Genomic DNA, 21,816 nt, shown 5'->3' on the forward strand with positions numbered 1-21,816 from the left:
GACAAACATATCACTTATATATCAATAGTTTAATTAGTTATAGATATGAATCCAACAAATGAATTCGGGCTGTGAATTAATCGTTTTGACTTAAATCCAAACGGCGGACAAGGAGTCAGGTGCGAGGAGTACAGGGAAGCCGTAGCTTCCCTGTATAACAAATCATTACACCTGCAAATAGACCATTTGCGTTTGCAGATACTCATTCAGTCCGTGGCGGCCATCGGCACCACCAATACCCGATTTACGCCAGCCCGCGTGGAAGCCCTGCATTGCTTCAAAGTTTTCACGGTTGACGTAGGTTTCGCCGAATTTCAGCCCTTTAATCGCTTTCATCGCGACATTTAAATCACGCGTATACACCGAGGATGTCAGTCCGTAATCGCTGTCATTAGCCATCTCAAGTGCTTGTTCCAGCGTTTCAAATGTGGTCACTGGCAGTACCGGGCCGAAGGTTTCATCGTGCATAATTGCCATTTCCTGGCGAACATCCACCAGCAGCGTTGGCGGGTAGAAGTACCCTTTCCCTTCTGGTGCTTTACCGCCCAGCACCACACGCGCGCCTTCGCTGACCGCACGCGCCACTTTCTGCTCGACACGTTCAAGTGCTGCGGCGTTAATCAATGGCCCCATCGAAACATCGTTACGCTCGCCAGTATCACCAAAACTCACCTGTTTAAAGGCCTCGCTCAGGCGAGTAATAAATTCGTCGTAAATGCCCTTTTGCACATACACACGCTCCACACAGTTGCATACCTGCCCGGTGTTGATCATGCGTGAATCAACAATCGCTTTCACCGCGATATCAAGATCGGCATCGTCCATCACAATAGCAGGTGCTTTGCCGCCTAATTCCAGGCACACCTTGGTGATGTTTTTGGCCGCTGCCGCCATGATTTTCTCACCCGCGCCAACGCTGCCCGTCATGCTGACCATCGCCACTTTCGGGTTGCCCGCTAATTCTTGCCCTACCGTTTCACCGCGCCCCAGAACCAGGTTAAACACCCCTTTTGGCAGCCCGATATCGTGGACAATTTCCGCAAAAGCGATAGCGTTGTTTGGCGTGAATTCGCTCGGTTTGATAACGATGGTGTTGCCAGTAATCAGCGCGGGGGCAAGTTTGCGGGCAATCAGGAAGAACGGGAAGTTCCACGGCAAAATACCGGTCGTCACGCCTAACGCTCGTTTAAACACCAGAATATTTTCACCCGGGCGGTCACTTTGCAGAATTTCGCCTTCGTAACGGCGCGCCCACTCGGACATGTAGTCGAGATAATCCGCGGTGAAGGCCACTTCCACTTCCGCCAGTTGTTGGGTTTTGCCACCTTCCGCCACAATCAGCGCGCTGATTGATTTCGCTCGTTCGCGAATACCGGCAGAAATTTTACGCAGCCATCCGGCACGTTCAATGGCGGGCAATGCTTCCCAACCCGCTTGCGCTTTTGCTGCCGCGTCAATGGCATCGCGAGCTTGCTGGGCTCCCCCATCAGGAATGCGTGAAATCAGTGCTTCAGTAGCAGGATTGATCACATCAATCCACTTATCGCCCTGCCATTGAACAAATTGACCATCAATATACATTGGGTGTTGTACAGGTGCTGTCATGACTGGCTCCTTCGCGTTCACTGCTGTTATGTTTCATAGATGTAAATAGCATGTGAATACTTTAGGTAGCAAAAATAGTCATTCGGGCAAAATGGTCATGTTCTGTGATGGTTCTCAATAAAAACGCCGGAAATAAAACGATTTCGCGGCAACTCAGAAAGTTGAAAATGACCGTTTTCAGCGTGCTCACCTGAAAACGGTCATCAAAGGGGAATTACAGCAGTTGGCTGGCGGTCGGGTAGTCGGTGATCAGCACGTCGATATAGCCGCCGTGTAGTGCACCACGAATGGCATTAGCCTTGTCATTTCCGCCTGCAAGCGCCACTACATGCGGGCAGTCGCGGACCTGGCTGAGCTCCATGCCGATAACCGGGTCTTCTTCTTTGCTCAAAACCGGCTCGCCCTGCGCATTGAAATAATGCAGGCAGATATCCCCCACCGCACCGCGTTCGGCCAGGGTTTTCAGCATCGCTTCGCCATAATAGTTGCCTGAGTTTTTCAGCAGCTGAGACGGCTCAAGCTCACCGATACCGAGAATAGCCACGTCCACTTCGGCGAATTTATTCACCACTTCGGCGACATCATCGCTGGCGACCAGTTTTGCTCGCTCTTCAACGGAATGCTCAATACTTTGCGATGGCAGCAGCCAGGCCGGGCAATCGAGTTGTGCCGCCAGGTTTTGCGTCAGAATGGTTGCTTGCACGTTACCGTTCGGCCCCACGCCGCCGAGCAGTTGAATCACGCCGCGCGCTTTAATGCTCTGCGGGTGCAGCTCATCGACCATCGCACGAATGGTCGAACTCCAGGAAGAGATACCGACCAAATCGTTTGGCCGCAAACGCGTTTCGACATAATGCGCGGCAGCACTGCCAATCGCATGCTTGATTTGCGCGGCGGGTGCCGACTCGTCCACATCCACCACAATCGCCTGGCGAATTCCGTATTTTTTCTCCAGCGCCTGTTCGAGCGAAAGAAAAATATTAGCGGGCTGGATAACACTGATCTTTACCACGCCCTCTTTCTGGCAGCGTGTGATGGCGCGTGAGACAAATGACTGCGACAGGTGCAATAACCCGGCGATTTCTGACTGCTTCATCCCTTCTACAAAGTAGAGCGTCGCGATCTTGACCAACAAACGTTGTTCGTCCTGCTTTGACATGAGCGCCTCCTGTTTCTCTACCTGATATTTTTATTCAACCCTGCATAAATAACAAGACAGCATTCCTTTTACCGTTAATTCGTACGATTTGTGATCACATTCGCCTTTTTATCATTTTGATCGATTCCACATGGACAGAACCATAAGCGGGGCATATCGTTACATTGAATAATAAATCATGTTTGAATATATATTCAATGTGGAGATAAAAATGAAATTTACCCTGGTCAAGACCTCACTCGTTGCTGCACTGCTTGCTTCATCTGCCAATCTCTATGCTGCTGATAATGGGCTGATTGCCATTATTACCCCATCGCATGACAACCCATTCTTTAAAGCCGAAGCCGACGGTGCGATGGCGAAGGCAAAAGAGCTGGGTTACACCACGCTGGTTGCCTCTCATGACGATGATGTAAACAAACAAAACCAGCTGATTGAAACCGCTATCGCCCGTAAAGCGAAAGCCATCATTCTCGATAACGCCGGTGCAGATGCCACCGTCGGCCCGCTGGAAAAAGCGAAAGCCGCCGGAGTACCGACGTTCCTTATCGACCGTGAAATCAACAAAACCGGCGTGGCCGTGGCGCAGATTGTTTCCAATAACTATCAAGGTGCGCAGTTGGGTGCTGATAAATTTGCCAAATTGCTTAACGGCAAAGGCAAATATGTTGAACTGCTGGGCCGCCAGTCAGATACCAACGCCCATGTGCGTTCACAGGGCTACCACGACATTCTCGACGACTACCCGGATATGAAAATGGTGGCGCAGCAAACCGCTAACTGGAGTCAGACCGAAGCCTTCACCCGCATGGAGTCCATTTTGCAGACTCAGCCCGACATCGTTGGCGTGATCTCCGGTAACGACACCATGGCGCTTGGCGCAGAAGCCGCCTTAAAAGCCGCCGGGAAAACCAATGTCATCGTGGTGGGTTTTGACGGCAGCGACTACGTGCGCGACTCAATTATCGCGAAGAGCAATATTAAAGCTACCGTGCTGCAACCTGGTTGGGAACAGGCACAAATGGCCGTGGTGCAAGCCGATTTCTACCTGAAAAACGGTAAACCGCAATTGCAGGAAAAACAGCTGATGGACTGCGTGTTAATTGACGACAGCAATGCATCGATGCTGAAAACCTTCAAGCTGGCTAAGTAATCCGGGAGGCTGTATGTCGCTCAAACAATGGGGTATTGGCCTGTTATGTTGCAGTGCCCTGTTGCTCACTGCCTGCCGGGTGGTGGATCTGGATGAAAACGGGCAACCGATTATTCCTGCAGATCCGAATGCGAAAGCGAGTTTCGCCAACCAGACACCCGCGCAGATAGCGCAACAAACCTGGAACAACAAAGTGATGACGCCTGCGCAGACACAAGCGCTGGACAGCAGCGCGCTGAAAACCCGTGCCGCCAGCGCCAATAACGAAAGCGTATTCGTGAAGGTTCAGGGCAAAGTCGACAGCGTGTCTCTGGCTAACGAACGTGAACGCACATTGACCGTCACTGTTAATGATCAGCCACTGCAAGTGCAGGTCGGGCCGATGATTCGCGGTAACGCCATTCGCGACGCCACCGGCTACAAGTTCGAAGATTTCACCAACCAGGTGCAGTTTGCGCAGCTCTCAAAAGCCTACAACCGCGAAGCGGCAAAACACTTGCCGACAGTAGATGAAAGCTGGCAACAACAACCCATCACGGTGGTGATGGCCGTCACCCTGCGCAACGGTACCTTGAGCGATGCCGCAGCAGTTTCACTGGAACGGGGGCAACCATAATGTCGCAAGATCCGATCATTCTGCACACCCGTGGTATTTCGATGCTGTTCCCCGGCACCGTGGCGCTGGACAACATTGATTACAACGTCTGGCGCGGCAAAGTGAACGTCATCATCGGTGAAAACGGGGCGGGCAAATCGACGCTAATGAAGATTCTGGCGGGCGTTCAGCAACCAAGTGTGGGTGAAATCCGTCTGAATGGTGAAGTGGTGCAGTTTAACAGCACGCGCCAGGCCGCCGCACATGGCATCGGCATGGTTCACCAGGAACTGAACCTGTTCGAAAATCTGACGGTTGCCGAAAACATTTTCCTCGGGCGCGAACTGCAACACGGTTTGTCGCCCATTGATGAAGCCACGCAACAGGCACGCAGCGCGGAATTGCTCAAGCGCCTGGATCAGCCTATTTCGCCGAAAGAGATTGTGGCAAACCTGAAAGTCGGCCAACAGCAACTGGTTGAAATCGCCAAAGCACTGGCCGAAGACGCCGACATCTTAATTCTTGATGAACCGACTTCGGCGTTAAGTAAAACCGAAGTGGAAATTCTGTTCCGGGTGATTCGCGAACTTACCCGCCAGGGCGTCACCATTATTTATATCTCGCACCGTCTGGAAGAGTTAATGGCGATTGGCGATGTGATTACCATTCTACGCGATGGCAAATTCCAGGCCGAAGCGCAGGTCAGTGATATCGACGTACCGTGGATTGTGCGCGAAATGTTGGGCAGCGAGCCGGTGTCCAGCTTCCTGAAGCCCGGGCGTGATTTTGGCGCAGCCATTCTGGAAGCGGAACACATCACCTGCGTCAATTCAGCGGGCAACACGGTGGTTAACGATGTCAGCTTCCAGGTCCGCGCGGGCGAAATCGTCGGTATTTATGGGCTGATGGGGGCCGGGCGCACCGAATTGTTCGAATGCCTGTTGGGTACACAACGCAATTACCTCGGCAAATTATGGCTCGACAGCAAACCGGTGCCGCCGCGCCTTGCCACCGCCGAACGCATCCGTATGGGAATGAGTCTGGTGCCTGAAGATCGCAAACGTACCGGAATTTTCCCGATATCATCAGTCGCCAGCAACCTGACGATTGCCAGTTTATGGCGGCGTTTACAGCGAGGTTTTGCGATTTCGCAGCTTGATGAAACGGCGGTGGTCGCCAGCACCATCGGCAACTTATCGATAAAAGTCTCCTCACCTGATGTGGAAATTCAGGCGTTGAGCGGCGGGAACCAGCAAAAAGTGGTGATTGGCCGCTCGCTGTTGACCAACCCGAAACTGCTACTGCTCGATGAACCGACGCGTGGAATCGACGTTGGCGCGAAAGCCGACGTGTTCCGCATGATGGTTCAGCTCTCGGAGCAAGGGATTGCGGTGGTGTTTTCCACCTCGGATCTCAAAGAGATCATGGCGGTTTCCGACCGCATTCTGGTGATGTCAGGCGGGAAAATTACCGCTGATATTCCCCGCGAACACGCCGAAGAATCGGCATTGGTTTCCGCTAGTGCACAAGGGTTCTGATATGAAAACGAATGATACTGTCGCGCTCAACGCCAGACCAGGCTCGCCGTTTAGCTCGCGGGAAAATCTGCTGCTGTTACTGCTCAAACTCCGCACCTTTATTGCGCTGTTTTTGATTGTCGGCTTCTTCGCCATCATGGTGCCGGATTTCCTCGCCATGGGCAGCCTGGTGATCATGATTAAACACATTGCCATCAACGCCTTTCTGGCACTCGGCATCACCTTTGTCATCATCACGGCGGGCATTGATTTGTCGATTGGCGCCACGCTGGGGCTGTGCGGCATGATTGCCGGTTGGCTGATAACCAAAGGTATTGTGCTGCCGATGTTCGGCATCGCTATCTTCCCAAGTGTGTGGGTGATTGTGCCGCTGGTGCTGCTGGTTGGCGGGCTGATTGGCGCGGCCAACGGCTGGATTATCACCCGCTACAACGTCGCGCCGTTTATCTGCACCCTGGGCACCATGTACATCTTGCGCGGGGCCGCCATGTTGACCTCGGGCGGTGAAACCTTCCCCGGACTTTCCGGTAACCCACAACTCGGCAATACCGGTTTTGACCTGATTGGCTCCGGCACGCTGTTCGGTATTCCGTGGGCTATCTGGATGATGATTGTGCTGGCCGTCGCCATTGCCTATGTCGCTCGCCGCCTGCCCTTTGGCCGCCATGTTTACGCGATTGGTGATAACGAACGCGCCGCTGAACTGTCAGGCGTCAAAGTCCGCCAGGTGAAAATTTGGGTCTACACGCTGTCCGGTTTTTGCGCCGCCATCGCCGGGATTGTCGTCTCCGCGCAGCTGGTTGCCAGCCACCCGGCAAACGGCACGGCCTTTGAGATGAATGCCATCGCCGCTGTGGTGCTCGGCGGAACGTCGCTGGCTGGCGGGCGCGGCACCATTCTTGGCACGCTGGTCGGTGCATTCGTGATTGGTTTTCTGGCTGACGGCCTGGTGATGATGGGGGTCAGTGAATTTTGGCAAATGGTCATCAAAGGCATCGTGATTATTGTGGCGGTCATCATCGACCAGATGCAAAACCGCATGCAGCAAAAAGCGGCGGTCGTGGCCCAGAAAGCCATCATGGAAAGTAGCGGGAAAGTGTAGCGCATCACAAATCCTCAACGGCGGGTATTTTTTTACCCGTACGGAATAATTATTCATCTATGATTTTTAATGCAAGAGGTAACACTATGAATCCGTTCGCACTGTCAGTTACGGATCTGGAGAAAAGAGCACGCGCCGTCCGTCGCCGTATCGTCCTGCTCAATGCCAACAGCCCGGCTGGCGGCCATACCGGGGCCGATTTATCACAGGTGGAGATCTTAACCGCCCTGTACTTCCGGATACTGAATTGTTCGCCGCAACTGATTAACAGCGACGAACGTGACATCTACATTCAGTCCAAAGGCCATGCGGTTGGCGGTTATTACTGTGTGCTGGCTGAAGCCGGGTTTATTCCCGTGGAGTGGCTGCCGACTTATCAGCATGCCGACTCTCACCTGCCCGGCCACCCGGTGAAACACAAAACGCCGGGTGTGGAGCTTAACACCGGCGCTCTGGGCCACGGCCTGCCGGTCGCCGTTGGCATCGCGCTGGCGGCTAAACGCAACAACAGCAAGCGCCGCGTTTTTGTGGTGACTGGCGATGGTGAACTGGCCGAGGGCAGCAACTGGGAAGCCGCACTGGTCGCGGCGCATTACCAGCTCGATAACCTGATCATTATTAACGACAAAAACAATCTGCAACTCGCAGGCTCGACCAAAGAGATCCTCAATACCGACCCGCTCGATGAGAAATGGCGCGCGTTCGGCATGGAAGTGACCGAGTGCAGTGGCAATGACATGGCTGATGTGGTCGCCACCCTTGAAGGGTTACAGCCGCACGGCAAACCGCACGTCGTGATTGCCAACACCACCAAAGGCGCGGGCATCTCCTTTATTCAGGGGCGCGCAGAATGGCACCACCGGATACCGAAAGGTGACGAAATCGAACTGGCGCTGGAGGAACTGAAAGATGAGTAATAGCGAACACCTGGCAACCGTAATGGTGAATGCCTTTATTGACGCCGTCGAACGTGGCGTAGACCTGGTGCCGGTCGTTGCCGACTCAACCTCTACGGCAAAAATCTCACCGTTTATGAAACAGTTTCCGGACCGACTGGTAAACGTCGGAATTGCAGAACAGACACTGGTGGGAACGGCGGTTGGCCTGTCGATGGGCGGGAAAATAGCCGTCACCTGCAATGCGGCTCCGTTTTTAATCTCACGCGCTAATGAGCAGATCAAAGTCGACGTTTGCTACAACAACAGCAACGTCAAACTGTTTGGTCTCAATGCCGGAGCCAGCTACGGCCCGCTTGCCAGCACTCACCACAGCATTGACGACATCGCCGTGCTGCGCGGTTTTGGCAACATCGAAATCTATGCACCGTCCTGCCCGATTGAATGCCGCCAGATTATTGACTACGCGCTTGAGCATCTTGGCCCGGTTTATATTCGCCTCGATGGGAAAGCCCTGCCGGAACTGCACGATGCGGATTACCAGTTCAAACCAGGAGCAGTTGAGCAACTGCGCGAAGGCGACGATGTGGCCTTAGTGGCAATGGGTTCAACGGTGCATGAAATCGTTACGGCTGCGGCACAACTCGCCGATTTAGGTATTAATGCGGCGGTGATCAACGTTCCATCTATTCGCCCTTGCGATACCGCGCAACTTCTCACCATGCTTAAAAATTCACGCCATGTGATAACCGTTGAAGAGCACAACGTGAATGGCGGTGTCGGCAGCCTGGTCGCGGAAGTGTTAGCGGAAGCCGGGTGTGGCATCCCTTTGTTGCGGCTCGGGATTGCAGACGGTAGCTATGCTATTGCGGCGGATCGCAAGGAGATGCGTGCTCATCATGGAATTGATGCCGCAGGGGTCACACGTTCCGCCACAGCGCTTTGCAAAGGAGCATAGCCATGTCCAGCCCGGTAATTCTGGCTATTGATGAGGGCACCACCAACGCCAAAGTGGTGGCGGTGAATAGCAACGGGGAAATCTGTGCCCGTTGCAGTGTCGGCGTGGCAATGACGCACCCGGCACCAGGGCTTGCAGAGCAAGATCCCGTTGCGCTGTGGCGCGCCGTTTGCGAAGCGCTGAGCGGCTGCCTGCAACAACTAGGTTCCGTCACCATTGCCGGGATTGCGATAAGCAACCAGCGCGAGTCGGTGTTGGTGTGGCAGCGCCATAACGGCCAACCGTTAACGCCGGTCGTCAGCTGGCAGGATCGCCGTTCAGAGCAGACCTGCGAGCAACTTTTAGCGCAGGGTCATGGCGAGCTTATCACCCGTCTTACTGGCCTGCCCGTCGACCCGTTATTCCCGGCGGCGAAAATCCGCGCCCTGCTCGATGCCATTCCCGACGGCATGAAACGCGCCGCAGCGGGTGAGCTGTGTATCGGAACCATCGATTCCTGGTTGAACTGGCAACTGACTGCCGGACACTCGTTTACCACCGACTACTCGAATGCGGCCCGCACGCAGCTGTTTAATATTTACCGGGGCGAATGGGACGACGAACTGCTGCAATTATTCGGCATTCCGCGTGCAGCACTTGCTGAAGTGCGCCCTTCTGCCGGGCACCACGGTGAAGTGCAAATCAACACCATTCCAGGCTTGCCGATCGGTACGCCGGTGCTGGCACTGATCGGTGATTCACATGCGGCACTCTACGCCCAACGCAGCGTTTGCGGGCAGGTGGTGAAAGCCACTTATGGTACCGGCTCGTCATTGATGCTTTCGCTTCCCGAACCGGCAAACCGCAGCAATCGCCTGAGCACCACGCTTGCCTGGCACGACGGCGAGCTGAATTACGCGCTGGAAGGCAACATCACCCATACCGGCTCGGGTGCCGCATGGCTTGGGAAAATGCTGGGCATCAACGACCCGGCAGAACTGACCCGGCTTGCGCAATCCGCAGAAAGTAACCAGGGCGTTTATTACGTGCCTGCGCTTTCCGGGCTGGGTGCGCCGTGGTGGGATCTCCACGCACGCGGCATGATTTGTGGCCTGACGGACGCCGCTACCCCTGCGGTGCTGGCGCGAGCCGCACTGGAGTCGCTGGTCTATCAAATTGCCGATGTCTTTTTCGCCATGGAACAGGCAACCGGCGAGCACCTTGAGTCGCTGTGCGTTGATGGCACCGCCACCCAAAATCGCTGGTTGATGCAGTTGCAGGCCGATGTACTGCAACGCCCGTTGATCATTCAACCCGCTGCTGAAATCTCCGCACTCGGCGCAACGCTGTTAGCCGGAAAAACCCTCGGTTGGTGGCAAGACGGCACACCGCTTGCCGCACTGGCCCACTGTGGCGAGCGTTTGCAGCCACGGGCAGAACAACAAAAAGCAATGCAACAAAACTATAAACAGTGGCTTGAAGCCGTGGCCCGCTGCCGCTTTGTGCCGAATTAACTTTTACTGGAGTGAAGCCATGTCTCGTATCCCAAAAGAATTAACTTTCGGCGTTATCATCGGAAACCGCGGGTTCTTCCCGAGCTATTTAGTGGCGCAGGCGCACGAACAGGCCGAAGCCCTGTTTGGCAAACTGGGTATCAAAACCGTGATGTTAAAAGATGGGCAAACGCATCTCGGTGGCGTGGAAACCCGTCAGGATGCCAAAGTCTGCGCCGAACTGTTCCGCCAGCATCGTGACGAAATTCATGGTGTGGTGGTGTTATTGCCAAACTTTGGTGATGAAAAAGCGGTGGCAGAAGCGATTCGCCTTTCCGGTTTGAAAGTCCCGGTGTTAATCCAGGCTGAAGAAGACAATCTTGATAAAATGGGCCTGGCGACTCGCCGCGATAGCTTCTGCGGGAAAATCTCCCTGTGTAACAACCTGCGCCAGTACAACATCCCCTTCACGCTCACCACGCAGCATGTTTGTGCGCTAAGCGGTGAAGTGTTCGAACAAGATTTACAGCGTTTTGCGCAAATTTGCCGGGTGGTGAAATCGATGCAGGGCGTGCGCATCGGGGCGATTGGTGCGCGTCCGGCCAGTTTTAACACCGTGCGCTACAGCGAAAAACTGCTCGAAAAAATGGGCGTGGCGGTTGAAACCCTCGACCTGTCGGAAATTTTCACCCGCATCAAACACATCAGCGATGACGATCTGCGGGTGCACGAGAAGCGTGGCATCTTAATTGAAAACGCTGACGCCAGCGGGATCCCAGCCGACAAGTTAACCCAGATGGCAAAACTGTTCGTGGTGATCAGCGAATGGGTAGTCGCAAACGACATCGACACCACGGCGATTCAGTGCTGGACGTCGCTTCAGGAAAACCTCGGCATTAACGTTTGCTCGATTATGAGCGTGATGTCAGGGCAGTTAATGCCAAGCGCCTGCGAAGTGGACGTGATGGGCGCGTTGTCGATGTATGCCCTCGCCAGCGCGTCGCTTAACCCGGCCTCGATTGCCGACTGGAATAACAACTTCGGCGACGATCGCAACAAATGCGTGCTGTTCCACTGCGGAAACTTTGCCAGCAGCAGCCTGGAATCACCGTCGATGGGTACCGCCGATATCATTGGCACTACAGTCGGCAAAGAAAACACCTGTGGCGCGGTGCATGGCCGCCTGAAAAGCGGGCCGCTGACCTACTTCCGTCTGTCATCGGATGATTTTACTGGCGAAGTGAAAGCCTATGTTGGCGAAGGGCAATCGGTTGACGATCCGTTAGATACCGTCGGCTGCCGTGCGGTCATTGAAGTGCCACATCTGGAGAATTTACTGGCGTGGATTTGTAATAACGGTTTTGAGCACCACGTCGCCATGAACCACTCAGCGACGGGCGTGGTATTACAGGAAGCGTTCAGCAAGTATTTGGGTGTGAACTGTTACCAGCATCGTTAAGGTGAAAACGGTGGATGGCGCATTCGCTTACCCACCGTACAAACAACAAATGCGCTTCTTGTGTTGATTTTGTAGGGCGGATAAGCGCAGCGTCATCCGCCGAAATCACTCATATTGATAAACCACGCTCGTGCATCCACTGTGCCAGCGCGGCATCACTGGCCAGAACTTCCCAGGCATTAATCACGGCCAGCGGAATATCTACGTGGGTAATAAAGTCACGTCCGTTTGGCCCGTAGCCCTGCGCATCATCTCTGATTCGCGGGATTTCCCCCAGCGCCAGCGAAATGTAACGCTCAACCGGCCATAATCCTTTTTGATGCGGACGAAATACAGTCTGGGTTTCGTCACTGACCAGCAACGGCACAAACCCCGGCCAGCTGCGCCACTGTGGTTGATGTGCATCATTCTGCCAGGCACGTTCAAATGTCGCGACGGTACGGCGCTGCATGGTGGGATCTTGAATAACGATCGCGCTCGCAGGTGTTATTTTCAGCGTTTGCATCAAGTCATAAGTGAAGCGTGCGTTCTCGCCGCAGTTGGTGGACTTCTCTTCCGTCAGCACTTTTTCAGCGGGGATCTTCCAGAACTGGGTGGCAATATCTTTGATGATTGCAGCTTCAGCGCGCCCGGTGGTTGGGATAGTGTTATAGCGCGGATGTTTAGCGATGGCTGCGTATAAAAAGGTTGTGGAATGCCCAATACCGCCGGTAATGAGCAGCGGCAGTCCGCTGTTAGCTGCAAGCTCGCAGGCCGCATCAATGGTGGGAATGACGGCATTGCCTGCGAGAATAATCAGTTCGCCATCAGTCACCGCGGGCGGTGCATCAAACTCATTGTGAGAAAGCCACTCGCCAAGCGTATTAATAGCCTCTATGGTCGTGGCCTGCAAAGCTGGAAATGTTGTCGACAACATAACCCCTCCTTGTTAAAAACCAGCGCACATCATACCGCAGGCCGCGCCGTTACTGTATAGGGTTGCTCTGAGACTTCAATAAGCGTGGCGAAAACGGTGGATGACGCTGGCGCTTATCCACCCTACAAAACCGTTTTTCGTAGGTCATACAGCAGCGTCATCCGACAAAACTTGTTTAGGTGAGCTTATAAACCCGCGCTTCCCACGGATGCAGCCGATACAGTTCATCCACCTGCGGGTAATTCCCCAGCACACATTCGGCCCATTCGAGCGCTAATTCCTCCCCCGTCCAGCGCGCCGATTTCCCCGACATATTGCACAGCACCACGAATTCCGACTCTTCAAGCACACGTCTATAAGCATAAATTTGTTCGTGGTCTTCCAGCTCCAGCTCGTAGCGCCCATAAATTAACGTGTGCTCTTGTTTACGCAGTTGAATCAACGCGCGATAAAAACTCAGTACCGAATCCGGGTCTTGCTGCTGGCTGGCGATGTTAATCATTTCATGGTTAGCATTCACCTTAAACCACGGTGCGGCATCGCTAAAACCGGCGTTTGGCCAGCCATTCCACTGCATCGGCGTGCGCGAATTATCACGCCCGGTATTGGTGAGGAACGCGATGATTTCAGCTTCACTTTTGCCCTGAGCTTCCAGCTCGCGCCACATGTTTTTCGCAGAGACATCATCAAAATCGTCCAGCCCCTCGAAGCGGGTATTGGTCATGCCAATTTCCTGGCCCTGATAGATAAACGGCGTCCCTTGCATTAAGAAATAGAGTGCTGCAATGCAGGTCGCACTTTCACGCCAGTGGTGCTCGGTGTCACCCCAGCGCGAAGTAATGCGCGTCAGGTCGTGGTTTTCCACATACAACGCATTCCAGCCTCTGCCTTCCAGGGCTTGCTGCCAGGCGGTGAAGATCTTTTTCAGGACCGCCGGTTCCGGGCGCAAACCGGCCTCTGGCTCCCATAAACGCACGTGTTCAAACTGGAACACCATATTGAGCCGCCCACGATGTTCGCCCACCCACTCTTCAGCATGTTCGGAATTCAGGCCGTTCATCTCACCAACGGTGACAATATCGTAGTGCTGGAGCACATTGCGGCTCATGTCATCGACATAATCCAGCAGTCCGTCGTAGTTAAGATGGCTTTTCATTGATGGCGCGTAACGCAATTTGTCCGGATTCGGCACGTCCGCCAGCAGCGGCTCTTTTTTCAGGTGCGCGATGGCGTCAATGCGGAAACCGTCGATGCCTTTATCCAGCCACCAACGCATCATGTCGTACACCGCGCGGCGTACATCGTGGTTTTCCCAGTTCAGATCCGGCTGGCGACGGGTAAACAGATGCAGGTAATACTGTTCGGTGTGCGGGTCAAATTCCCAGGCTGAACCTTTAAAAATCCCTTCCCAGTTATTGGGTTCCGCCCCATTTTTACCATCGCGCCAGGTGTACCAGTCACGTTTCGGGTTATCACGTGAGGAACGCGATTCAATAAACCACGGATGTTCATCGGAGGTGTGGTTAACCACCAGGTCGATAATCAACCGCATCTCACGCGCGTGGGCTTGTTCCAGCAGGCGGTCGAAATCCGCCATGGTGCCAAATTCCGCCATGATTTGCTGATAATCGCTGATGTCGTAACCGTTATCATCGTTAGGCGATTTGTACATCGGGCAGATCCAAATGAGATCGATGCCGAGATCTTTGAGGTAATCGAGCTTTTCAGTGATGCCGTTCAGGTCACCAATGCCATCACCGTTGCTGTCCTTAAAACTGCGCGGATAAATCTGGTAGGCCACCGCCTCTTTCCACCAGCTCGCCATCGTTTACCTCCCGATTAATAAAGCAAAAGATTCATAAGGTTGGAGTTCAATACTGACAGCAAGCCGATCGCGTGGCGCGTAGTTGCTAATCAAACATTCGCCGTGCCAGTTCTGCATCTGATGCGGGATATCGAGCGTCAGGTGCTCAGCGGTGAAATTATTGATGACCAATAACCGCTCGCTATCAAGTGCTCTTAGCCAGGCAAAAACCTGCGGATGCTCGCGCAGTACAGGCTGGAAATCGCCGTACACCAAAACCGGGTACTGTTTACGCAACGCCACCAGTTTCTGGTAATGCCACAAAATTGAATCCGGTTCGGCGAGGGCCGCCGCGACATTGATCTCGCGGTAATTCGGGTTCACGGTAATCCAGGGTGTTCCGGTGGTGAAACCTGCATTCGGGCTATCGTCCCACTGCATCGGCGTGCGCGCGTTATCACGCCCGTTAGCATGAATCCCCTGCATCATCTCCTCATGGCTGACACCTTCCGCCAGCCGCTCTTGATAAAGATTCAGGCTTTCGATATCGCGATATTCATCAATGGTTTCGTAGCGCACGTTGGTCATGCCAATCTCTTCACCCTGATAAATATACGGCGTGCCTTTCAGGCAATGCAGCGCGGTGGCAAGCATTTTGGCCGAAGCCACACGGAACTCGCCTTCGTCACCAAATTTTGACACCGCACGCGGTAAATCGTGGTTGCTCCAGAACAGCGAATTCCAGCCCTGGTGCGCCAGTGCGGTTTGCCACTTCTTAATGACCGCTTTGAAACTCGCCAGTTCAAATGGCTTGCTGCGCCATTTCCCGACGTGCTCATCCCAGAACTGTTTGATGTGGTCGAACTGGAAAACCATCGAGAGTTCTTCGCGCTCGACACCGCTGTAAAGCAGTGCGTCAGCGGGCGTGGCGCTCCAGGCTTCACCCACCGTGACGGCGTCACCTTTGCCAAATGTGGCGCGGTTCATCTGGCGAATCAGAGCGTGCAGATTTTTGCCATTCGCCATAATCTGCGCGTCAACTTCTTTACCTATAAGGTCGATAACGTCCATGCGGAAACCGCCGATGCCTTTCGCCAGCCAGCGGTTCATCATGGCGTGGACTTCAGCGTGAACGCGCGGGTTTTCCCAGTTGAGGTCGGGCTGGCGTGTTGAGAACTGGTGTAGATAATATTCGCCGCTGGCTTCATCAAATGCCCAGCCACTGCCGCCAAAATATGAGTGGAAATCGTTCGGCGGGCCGCCATCTGCCGCGGGTTTGCGCCAGATGTAGAAATCGCGATACGGGTTATCTTTCGATTTCAGCGCTTCGATAAACCAGGGGTGTTCGTCAGAAGTGTGGTTAACAACCAGATCCATCAGGATGTGAATGTCGCGCTGTTTCGCCTGCGCTATCAGGGATTCCATCTGCGCCATGGTGCCAAATTCAGCGGCTATATCTTCGTAATCGGAAATGTCGTAGCCGTTATCGTCCATCGGCGAGCGGTAAACCGGCGAGAGCCAAATCAGGTTGATGCCGAGCTGTTGCAGGTAGTCGAGTTTGCTGATGATGCCGTTAATGTCGCCGATACCATCGCCGTTGCTGTCCATAAAACTACGCGGATAGATTTGGTACACCACCGCGTTGTGCCACCATTTTTTTTCCACTTTTTTCTCCTTTTTTGTCGGATGACGCTGCGCTTATCCGACCTACGAACCGCGTCATCCACCCCAATAATCATCAGCTAAATTCGCACAAATGCCCGCCCGTCATTATTAAACAAATAGCAATTTTCCGGCGGTAGCCGCAGGCCGATACGTCTGTCAGCCTTAATCTCAAGCCTGAAAGTATGGCGCATAACTAACGGTTCGCTACCATAACCGCTGTTCACGTACAGTAAAGTCTCGTTGCCCATCTGTTCGACAAACAACACTTCGCCTTCGATATCCGCCTGCACCAGCTCGGTTATCTGGACGTGTTCCGGGCGAATACCCAGTTGCACCGCTTGCCCTTCTGGCACGCCGGCACTGTTTATCGGCAGCGTAATTTCCTGGCGATTCTCCAACATAACATCGGTACGCAGTGCGCTGCCGTGCGTTAACACACCGTGGATCAAATTCATTTTTGGCGAGCCAATAAACTGCGCGACAAACACGTTCGCCGGGCGGTCGTAGAGCTCAAGCGGCGTACCCACCTGTTCGATTTGCCCCTGATTAAGCACCACTATACGATCGGCCAGCGTCATCGCTTCGACCTGGTCGTGAGTGACGTACAATATCGTGGCGTTGATACGTTTATGCAGTGCGGCAATTTCCATGCGCATTTGCACGCGCAGTGAAGCATCAAGGTTTGAGAGCGGCTCATCGAAAAGAAACAGACTCGGCTCACGCACAATGGCTCGCCCGATAGCCACACGCTGGCGCTGGCCGCCGGAGAGATCTTTGGGACGCCGATCGAGCAAATGCTCAAGCTGTAAAATGCGCGCACTTTCTCGCACTTTTTCATCGATGATTTTGACCGGCAGTTTCGCCATCTCCAGCGCAAACGCCATGTTCTGATACACCGTCATGTGCGGATACAGCGCGTAAGACTGGAACACCATGCCAATGCCGCGTTCCGACGGCGAATCATCGTTAACGCAAACGCCGTCAATACGCATCTCGCCGCCGCTTATCTCCTCAAGCCCTGCGACCATGCGCAGTAATGTCGACTTCCCGCAGCCGGAAGGCCCCACCACCACCACAAACTCGCCGCTATTCACTTCCAGATCGAGCGGTTTAATCACTTCCGAAGTGCTGTTATAGCGTTTTTGAATTTTATCGAGCACAAGTTGCGCCATGGTTATCCCTTAATCGCCCCACTGGTTAGCCCGCTGACAATGCGTTTCTGGAAGATAAGCACCAACACGATAATCGGCAGCGTCACCATGACTGAGGCTGCCATAATGCTGCCCCACGGCAACTCAAAGGTCGACGCGCCGCTGAACATACTGATCGCCACCGGCACCGTGCGTTTATCGCTGGAAATAATAAACGTCAGCGCGAACATAAATTCATTCCACGCGCCGATAAACGCCAGCAAGCCGGTGGTGACCAGTGCTGGAGCCAGAATCGGCGCAAACACGCGGCGGATAATGGTCCAGGTTTTCGCGCCATCGACAATCGCCGCCTCCTCCAGCTCCACCGGAATCGATTTCATAAAGGTGGTAAGCACCCAAACGGTGAACGGCAGCGAAAAAGTGGTGTACGACAACACCAGTGCGCCAAGCGAATCATATAACCCAAGAAAACGCACCAGCTCGAACATGCCGGTTAGCACCGCCACCTGCGGGAACATTGAGACACACAGAATGGTGAACAACAGGAATTTACGCCCGCGGAACTGCACCCGCGCCAGTGCGAATGAAGCCGTAATAGACACCAGCAAGCAAATCCCCACGGTTATCGTCGCCACCAGTACCGAGTTCAGTAAGCTACGCGCAATGCCGTTCGCTACCAGCGCGGTGACGTAGTTGCTCCAGTGATAACCACTCGGGAAATAGGCCGGTAAAAACAGCTCCTGCCCAGTGCGCAGCGAGGTCAGAATCGCGTAATAAAACGGAAAAATACAGAACAACACCGCGCAGGTCGCCCCCCCATAAATCACCAGATTGTGCGCAAATTTGCGCTGCCGACGCGTGGTTTTCATCACCGCTTCTCCTTCTCGTTTAAGCGTGAGACGCGGATAAAACAGGCAGCAATGCCCGCTACCATCATAAACACCAGCACAGAGGCGGCCGACCCCATCCCCATATCCTGATAAGAGATAATTTGCTCGCGGGCATAACCGGAAATCGACATCGTGGCTTCACTATTGGAGGTGAGCACGAAGATCAGGTCGAAAATCCGCATCGCGTCCATGACACGGAAAATCAGCGCCACAATCATCGCGGGCATAATCAGCGGCAAGGTAATGCGCTTGAAACGCTGCCACGCGCTGGCACCATCAACGCGCGCAGCCTCGTAAAGATCGTTGGGGATCAGTTGCAGTGCCGCCAGCAGCATTAGGGCCATAAATGGTGTGGTTTTCCAGACATCGGCAATCACCACCGCCCACATCGACAGCGACGGTTCGGCAATCCATGCCAGATGTGCCTGATAACCAAATATTTTTTCCAGCAAATCGTTCACCACGCCGTACTGGTCGTGGAACATCCAGCCCCACATTTTGGCACTGACGATAGTCGGAATCGCCCATGGCACCAGAATTGCGGTGCGTACTAAGCCCTGGCCGCGAAACTTCTGGTTCATCAGCAGCGCCAGCAACATACCGAAGACCAACTCGATGCCAACGGAAACCACAGTAAACCACAAGGTATTGCCAACGGCTTGCCACCACACCGGATCGACCAACACCCCGCTGCTGTCGCCGTCGTGAGTAGCGTAATAATTTGCCAACCCCACCATTTGATACTCAGACGGGTTGTCGAGCATCGCATTGGTGAAACTGAAAAAGAAGGTGCGCACCAGTGGCCATCCGGCCGCCAGTGCAAGTAACAAGAGTGCGGGCGCCACCAGTATCCACGCGATACGGCGACGCCGCTGTTGGTATGAACGGGCCAATTAGTGCCAGTCCTTACCTTTCACGCGTTCAAGGCGTTTTTGCAGATCCGCCACGGCCGTTTTGCCGTCGCTACTGCCATTGAGCACTTTGAAGGTGACGTTGAAGATAGCGTTAGAGACTCGCGGATACTGGCTTTTGGTGGCGGTTGCTGGACGCGGTACCGCGTTGGCGAAGATTTCTTTAAACAACGTCAGATGGGGTGCGGCTTCCAGCACTGCTTTGTCTTCATACAGGGCCGAACGCGTCGGTGCAAAACCGAGATACTTCAACTGCATTTTCTGCGAATCAGCATCGGTGAGGATTTTCAGCAGCGCAATCGCCGCATCTTTGTTTTTGGTATTCGCATTGATAGACCACTGCCAGCCGCCCAGCGCATTAGCTGATTTGCCCTCAGGCCCCGCAGGCAGAGGTGCCACGCCAACTTTGCCTTTCAGCGGGCTATCCGCCCCTTGCGAGAGCAAATAGGCGTAAGGCCAGTTGCGCATAAACAACGCGTCACCATTCTGGAATACCGCTCGAGACTCTTCTTCTTTGTAACCCAACGCCCCTTTCGGCGTGATTTTACCCATCCAGCCCGCGACCATATCCAGCGCCGCTGCCGCTTTAGGATTGTTAATGGTCACGTTCCCTTTTTCGTCGATAAACGTGCCGCCGCCGTAAGAATCAATCCACTCCAGCGCGTTACAGGTCAGCCCTTCATACGACTTGCCCTGGAAGATCATCCCCCAGAAATTTTTGTGTCCGGCTTTGCGTTCTTCTTCCTGAATTTTGGTGGCGATACGCGTCAGGTCTTCCCAGGTTTTCGGCGGCTGCTCGTTGTATTTTTCCAGCAGATCTTTGCGGTAATAGAGCACGCCAGTGTCGAGATACGCAGGAACCGCTTTCACCTTGCCGTTTACCGTATCGTTCGCCCAGGGGCCGGGGAAGAAATCCCCTTTCATGTCGCCAACCGCATCGGTTAAATCGAGCGTTTGCTTATCGAGCAGACCCACCCAGATGGTATCTGACTGGAATAAATCGACCGCTTTCTCATCTTTAGCGGCGAACAACTGTTGCAACAAAGCCAGCTTTTCGTCAGACGCCGCAGGGAACTCGATAAATTCCAGCTTGTTGCTGGTCTGCTTCTCGAATCGGTCTTTGACGTAGTTGCAGTATTCCTTCCCGCCAGGCGAGATCGGGCATTCCATGCGCAGGGTATCGGCAAACGCAGCGTTAGAAACGCCCGCAAGCGCTAAGGTAATCAGACTTAACGTCAGCTTTTTCATGGCTTCCTCATTTGTTTTGACCAAACTGGAGGGAAAACAGCTACACCATTAAAAAAGCTAGTTAACAACCGCCTACATCAGCAACTTAGCTGGCTAATCTTTGTACGAAACCTCGACCTGGTGCACGTATCGCTATTTTTTATTTCACTTTTGCGCGGGACACGCTACGCGATGTTGGTCACCATTCCAGCCATTCGCCACCGCGATGGCTGCTTTCCCGTACTGTTTCGATAAACTTCATGCCAGCCAGTCCTTCGGCGATGCCAGGAAGCAACGGCGCTTTGCCCCCACGAATTTTAATGGCAGCTTCACGGTAGATTTGCGCGAATCCTTCCAGATAACCTTCGGGATGGCCTGCAGGTGTGCGGCACTGGTGGCGCACAGAATCGTGGTTGTTGACACCATTGCGCGTGACAACGTAACTATTGCCATGATGCGGATGTATTTCAAGGATTTCAGGTTGTTGCTGACGGAAGCTGATGGTCGCCCTGCTGCCAACGATGCGCAGACGCAGGTCGTTTTCAAAACCGGGTGCCACCTGGCTTGCCCACAAACGCCCTCTTGCACCATTGTCATAACGCATTTCGGCGTACACTTCATCGTCCAGCACCCGCCCTTCAATGCGCGTTAGCAGTTCGCCACGCACTAATTCTGGTTCCATGCCGCAGACGAACGCCGCCAGTTGCCATGCGTGGGTACCAATATCGCCAATCGCCCCAGCGCCAGCCATTGCAGGATTACCGCGCCAGCTCGCCTGCTTGTTATCGGTCAGCTCTAACCGGTCGTTCAGCCAGTCCTGCAAATACTCAACTTCAATGGCGCGGATATCGCCAATTTCGCTATTGGCAATACGGGCGCGCGCTTCCCGGACCATCGGCAACGCGCTGTAGTTATGGGTGAGAATAAAATGGCACCCGCTGGTTTCGATAACCTGCGCCAACGCCTGCGCTTCCGCCAGCGTCACACCAAGCGGTTTATCGCAAATCACGTGAATACCGTGCTCTAAAAAGACTTTTGCCACCGGAACATGCAGATGATTAGGGGTGACAATCGCCACCACTTCGATACCGTCGGCACGAGCGGCTTCTTGTTGCGCCATCTCCTGCCAGTTGGCGTAGCACCGCCCGGCATCAACATACAGCGCTTCACCGCTGCGTTTTACCACTTCTGGCGAGGATGAAAATGCACCGGCGACTAATTCAAACTGGTCATCAAGCCTTGCCGCAATACGATGCACGCCACCAATAAATGAGCCTTCACCGCCACCGACCATCCCTAAACGTAGCCGTTTCAT

Annotated in this window: 18 protein-coding genes; 8 read left to right on the top strand and 10 right to left on the bottom strand. The window is 53.9% G+C overall.

The features are described from left to right. Nucleotides 1-165 precede the first annotated feature (165 nt). Together aldA and MNO13_RS13240 are read right to left on the bottom strand one after the other, a co-directional pair. Nucleotides 166-1,605, bottom strand: a complete 1,440-nt coding sequence (gene aldA / locus MNO13_RS13235; RefSeq protein WP_232885931.1) for an aldehyde dehydrogenase — start codon at nucleotides 1,603-1,605, stop codon at nucleotides 166-168. A 214-nt stretch (nucleotides 1,606-1,819) separates the two neighbouring features. Beyond that, on the bottom strand, nucleotides 1,820-2,764 hold the full coding sequence (locus MNO13_RS13240; protein WP_121813395.1) for a sugar-binding transcriptional regulator: 945 nt from the start codon (nucleotides 2,762-2,764) through the stop codon (nucleotides 1,820-1,822). Nucleotides 2,765-2,975: 211 nt separating this feature from the next. Between MNO13_RS13240 and MNO13_RS13245 the strand changes: the two genes are divergently transcribed. From MNO13_RS13245 to MNO13_RS13280, 8 genes are all read left to right on the top strand, one after another. Further along, complete coding sequence (locus MNO13_RS13245; RefSeq protein WP_121813394.1) at nucleotides 2,976-3,917, top strand: D-ribose ABC transporter substrate-binding protein; 942 nt, start codon at nucleotides 2,976-2,978, stop codon at nucleotides 3,915-3,917. Between the two features lie 13 nt (nucleotides 3,918-3,930). Beyond that, nucleotides 3,931-4,533, top strand: coding sequence for a DUF2291 family protein (locus MNO13_RS13250; protein ID WP_241938859.1), 603 nt, complete (start codon nucleotides 3,931-3,933; stop codon nucleotides 4,531-4,533). Further along, a complete protein-coding gene (locus MNO13_RS13255; protein WP_241938860.1) occupies nucleotides 4,533-6,050 on the top strand; it encodes a sugar ABC transporter ATP-binding protein in 1,518 nt (505 codons plus the stop codon). Before MNO13_RS13250 ends, MNO13_RS13255 begins: the two co-directional genes overlap by 1 nt. Before the next feature lies 1 nt (nucleotide 6,051). Further along, entirely contained in the window at nucleotides 6,052-7,152 is a 1,101-nt protein-coding gene (locus MNO13_RS13260) for an ABC transporter permease (protein WP_121813392.1), read from the top strand. Nucleotides 7,153-7,238: 86 nt separating this feature from the next. Beyond that, entirely contained in the window at nucleotides 7,239-8,069 is an 831-nt protein-coding gene (locus MNO13_RS13265; RefSeq protein WP_241938861.1) for a transketolase, read from the top strand. Next, nucleotides 8,062-9,006: a transketolase family protein gene (locus MNO13_RS13270; RefSeq protein WP_241938862.1), complete on the top strand. Its 945-nt coding sequence runs from the start codon at nucleotides 8,062-8,064 to the stop codon at nucleotides 9,004-9,006. Before MNO13_RS13265 ends, MNO13_RS13270 begins: the two co-directional genes overlap by 8 nt. A gap of 2 nt (nucleotides 9,007-9,008) precedes the next feature. Next, complete coding sequence (locus MNO13_RS13275; RefSeq protein ID WP_241938863.1) at nucleotides 9,009-10,499, top strand: FGGY family carbohydrate kinase; 1,491 nt, start codon at nucleotides 9,009-9,011, stop codon at nucleotides 10,497-10,499. A 19-nt stretch (nucleotides 10,500-10,518) separates the two neighbouring features. Further along, entirely contained in the window at nucleotides 10,519-11,937 is a 1,419-nt protein-coding gene (locus tag MNO13_RS13280; RefSeq protein ID WP_241938864.1) for an L-fucose/L-arabinose isomerase family protein, read from the top strand. A 109-nt stretch (nucleotides 11,938-12,046) separates the two neighbouring features. On the opposite strand, the gene MNO13_RS13285 is transcribed toward MNO13_RS13280, so the two are convergent. The 8 genes from MNO13_RS13285 to MNO13_RS13320 form a co-directional block, all read right to left on the bottom strand. Next, entirely contained in the window at nucleotides 12,047-12,853 is an 807-nt protein-coding gene (locus MNO13_RS13285) for a YdcF family protein (protein ID WP_241938865.1), read from the bottom strand. Nucleotides 12,854-13,028: 175 nt separating this feature from the next. Next, nucleotides 13,029-14,678: a glycoside hydrolase family 13 protein gene (locus MNO13_RS13290; protein ID WP_241938866.1), complete on the bottom strand. Its 1,650-nt coding sequence runs from the start codon at nucleotides 14,676-14,678 to the stop codon at nucleotides 13,029-13,031. 3 nt (nucleotides 14,679-14,681) lie between these two features. Further along, nucleotides 14,682-16,265 carry a glycoside hydrolase family 13 protein gene (locus tag MNO13_RS13295; protein WP_338423839.1) on the bottom strand — a complete coding sequence of 528 codons (1,584 nt, stop codon included), beginning with the start codon at nucleotides 16,263-16,265 and terminating at the stop codon, nucleotides 14,682-14,684. A 134-nt stretch (nucleotides 16,266-16,399) separates the two neighbouring features. Continuing rightward, nucleotides 16,400-17,494 (bottom strand): ABC transporter ATP-binding protein, encoded by a 1,095-nt coding sequence (locus MNO13_RS13300; RefSeq protein WP_064547006.1) that lies wholly within the window; start codon nucleotides 17,492-17,494, stop codon nucleotides 16,400-16,402. A gap of 2 nt (nucleotides 17,495-17,496) precedes the next feature. Continuing rightward, nucleotides 17,497-18,342, bottom strand: coding sequence for a carbohydrate ABC transporter permease (locus tag MNO13_RS13305; protein WP_133521394.1), 846 nt, complete (start codon nucleotides 18,340-18,342; stop codon nucleotides 17,497-17,499). After that, nucleotides 18,342-19,256, bottom strand: a complete 915-nt coding sequence (locus MNO13_RS13310) for a carbohydrate ABC transporter permease (RefSeq protein WP_241938868.1) — start codon at nucleotides 19,254-19,256, stop codon at nucleotides 18,342-18,344. The genes MNO13_RS13305 and MNO13_RS13310 overlap by 1 nt, the downstream gene beginning before the upstream one ends. After that, on the bottom strand, nucleotides 19,257-20,522 hold the full coding sequence (locus MNO13_RS13315) for an ABC transporter substrate-binding protein (protein WP_232885943.1): 1,266 nt from the start codon (nucleotides 20,520-20,522) through the stop codon (nucleotides 19,257-19,259). It lies immediately after the preceding gene. Nucleotides 20,523-20,700: 178 nt separating this feature from the next. Further along, the gene (locus MNO13_RS13320; protein ID WP_241938869.1) at nucleotides 20,701-21,816 is read right to left on the bottom strand and encodes a Gfo/Idh/MocA family protein; all 1,116 of its coding nucleotides are present in this window, start codon (nucleotides 21,814-21,816) and stop codon (nucleotides 20,701-20,703) included.

The organism is Buttiauxella ferragutiae, assembly GCF_022637515.1.
GTDB lineage: Bacteria > Pseudomonadota > Gammaproteobacteria > Enterobacterales > Enterobacteriaceae > Buttiauxella > Buttiauxella ferragutiae.

Excerpts from the sequence above, each read along its gene's own strand:
- aldA (WP_232885931.1), bottom strand. The coding sequence starts at position 1,605 with ATGACAGCACCTGTACAACACCCAATGTATATTGATGGTCAATTTGTT.
- MNO13_RS13240 (WP_121813395.1), bottom strand. The coding sequence starts at position 2,764 with ATGTCAAAGCAGGACGAACAACGTTTGTTGGTCAAGATCGCGACGCTC.
- MNO13_RS13245 (WP_121813394.1), top strand. The coding sequence starts at position 2,976 with ATGAAATTTACCCTGGTCAAGACCTCACTCGTTGCTGCACTGCTTGCT.
- MNO13_RS13250 (WP_241938859.1), top strand. The coding sequence starts at position 3,931 with ATGTCGCTCAAACAATGGGGTATTGGCCTGTTATGTTGCAGTGCCCTG.
- MNO13_RS13255 (WP_241938860.1), top strand. The coding sequence starts at position 4,533 with ATGTCGCAAGATCCGATCATTCTGCACACCCGTGGTATTTCGATGCTG.
- MNO13_RS13260 (WP_121813392.1), top strand. The coding sequence starts at position 6,052 with ATGAAAACGAATGATACTGTCGCGCTCAACGCCAGACCAGGCTCGCCG.
- MNO13_RS13265 (WP_241938861.1), top strand. The coding sequence starts at position 7,239 with ATGAATCCGTTCGCACTGTCAGTTACGGATCTGGAGAAAAGAGCACGC.
- MNO13_RS13270 (WP_241938862.1), top strand. The coding sequence starts at position 8,062 with ATGAGTAATAGCGAACACCTGGCAACCGTAATGGTGAATGCCTTTATT.
- MNO13_RS13275 (WP_241938863.1), top strand. The coding sequence starts at position 9,009 with ATGTCCAGCCCGGTAATTCTGGCTATTGATGAGGGCACCACCAACGCC.
- MNO13_RS13280 (WP_241938864.1), top strand. The coding sequence starts at position 10,519 with ATGTCTCGTATCCCAAAAGAATTAACTTTCGGCGTTATCATCGGAAAC.
- MNO13_RS13285 (WP_241938865.1), bottom strand. The coding sequence starts at position 12,853 with ATGTTGTCGACAACATTTCCAGCTTTGCAGGCCACGACCATAGAGGCT.
- MNO13_RS13290 (WP_241938866.1), bottom strand. The coding sequence starts at position 14,678 with ATGGCGAGCTGGTGGAAAGAGGCGGTGGCCTACCAGATTTATCCGCGC.
- MNO13_RS13295 (WP_338423839.1), bottom strand. The coding sequence starts at position 16,265 with ATGGACAGCAACGGCGATGGTATCGGCGACATTAACGGCATCATCAGC.
- MNO13_RS13300 (WP_064547006.1), bottom strand. The coding sequence starts at position 17,494 with ATGGCGCAACTTGTGCTCGATAAAATTCAAAAACGCTATAACAGCACT.
- MNO13_RS13305 (WP_133521394.1), bottom strand. The coding sequence starts at position 18,342 with ATGAAAACCACGCGTCGGCAGCGCAAATTTGCGCACAATCTGGTGATT.
- MNO13_RS13315 (WP_232885943.1), bottom strand. The coding sequence starts at position 20,522 with ATGAAAAAGCTGACGTTAAGTCTGATTACCTTAGCGCTTGCGGGCGTT.
- MNO13_RS13320 (WP_241938869.1), bottom strand. The coding sequence starts at position 21,816 with ATGAAACGGCTACGTTTAGGGATGGTCGGTGGCGGTGAAGGCTCATTT.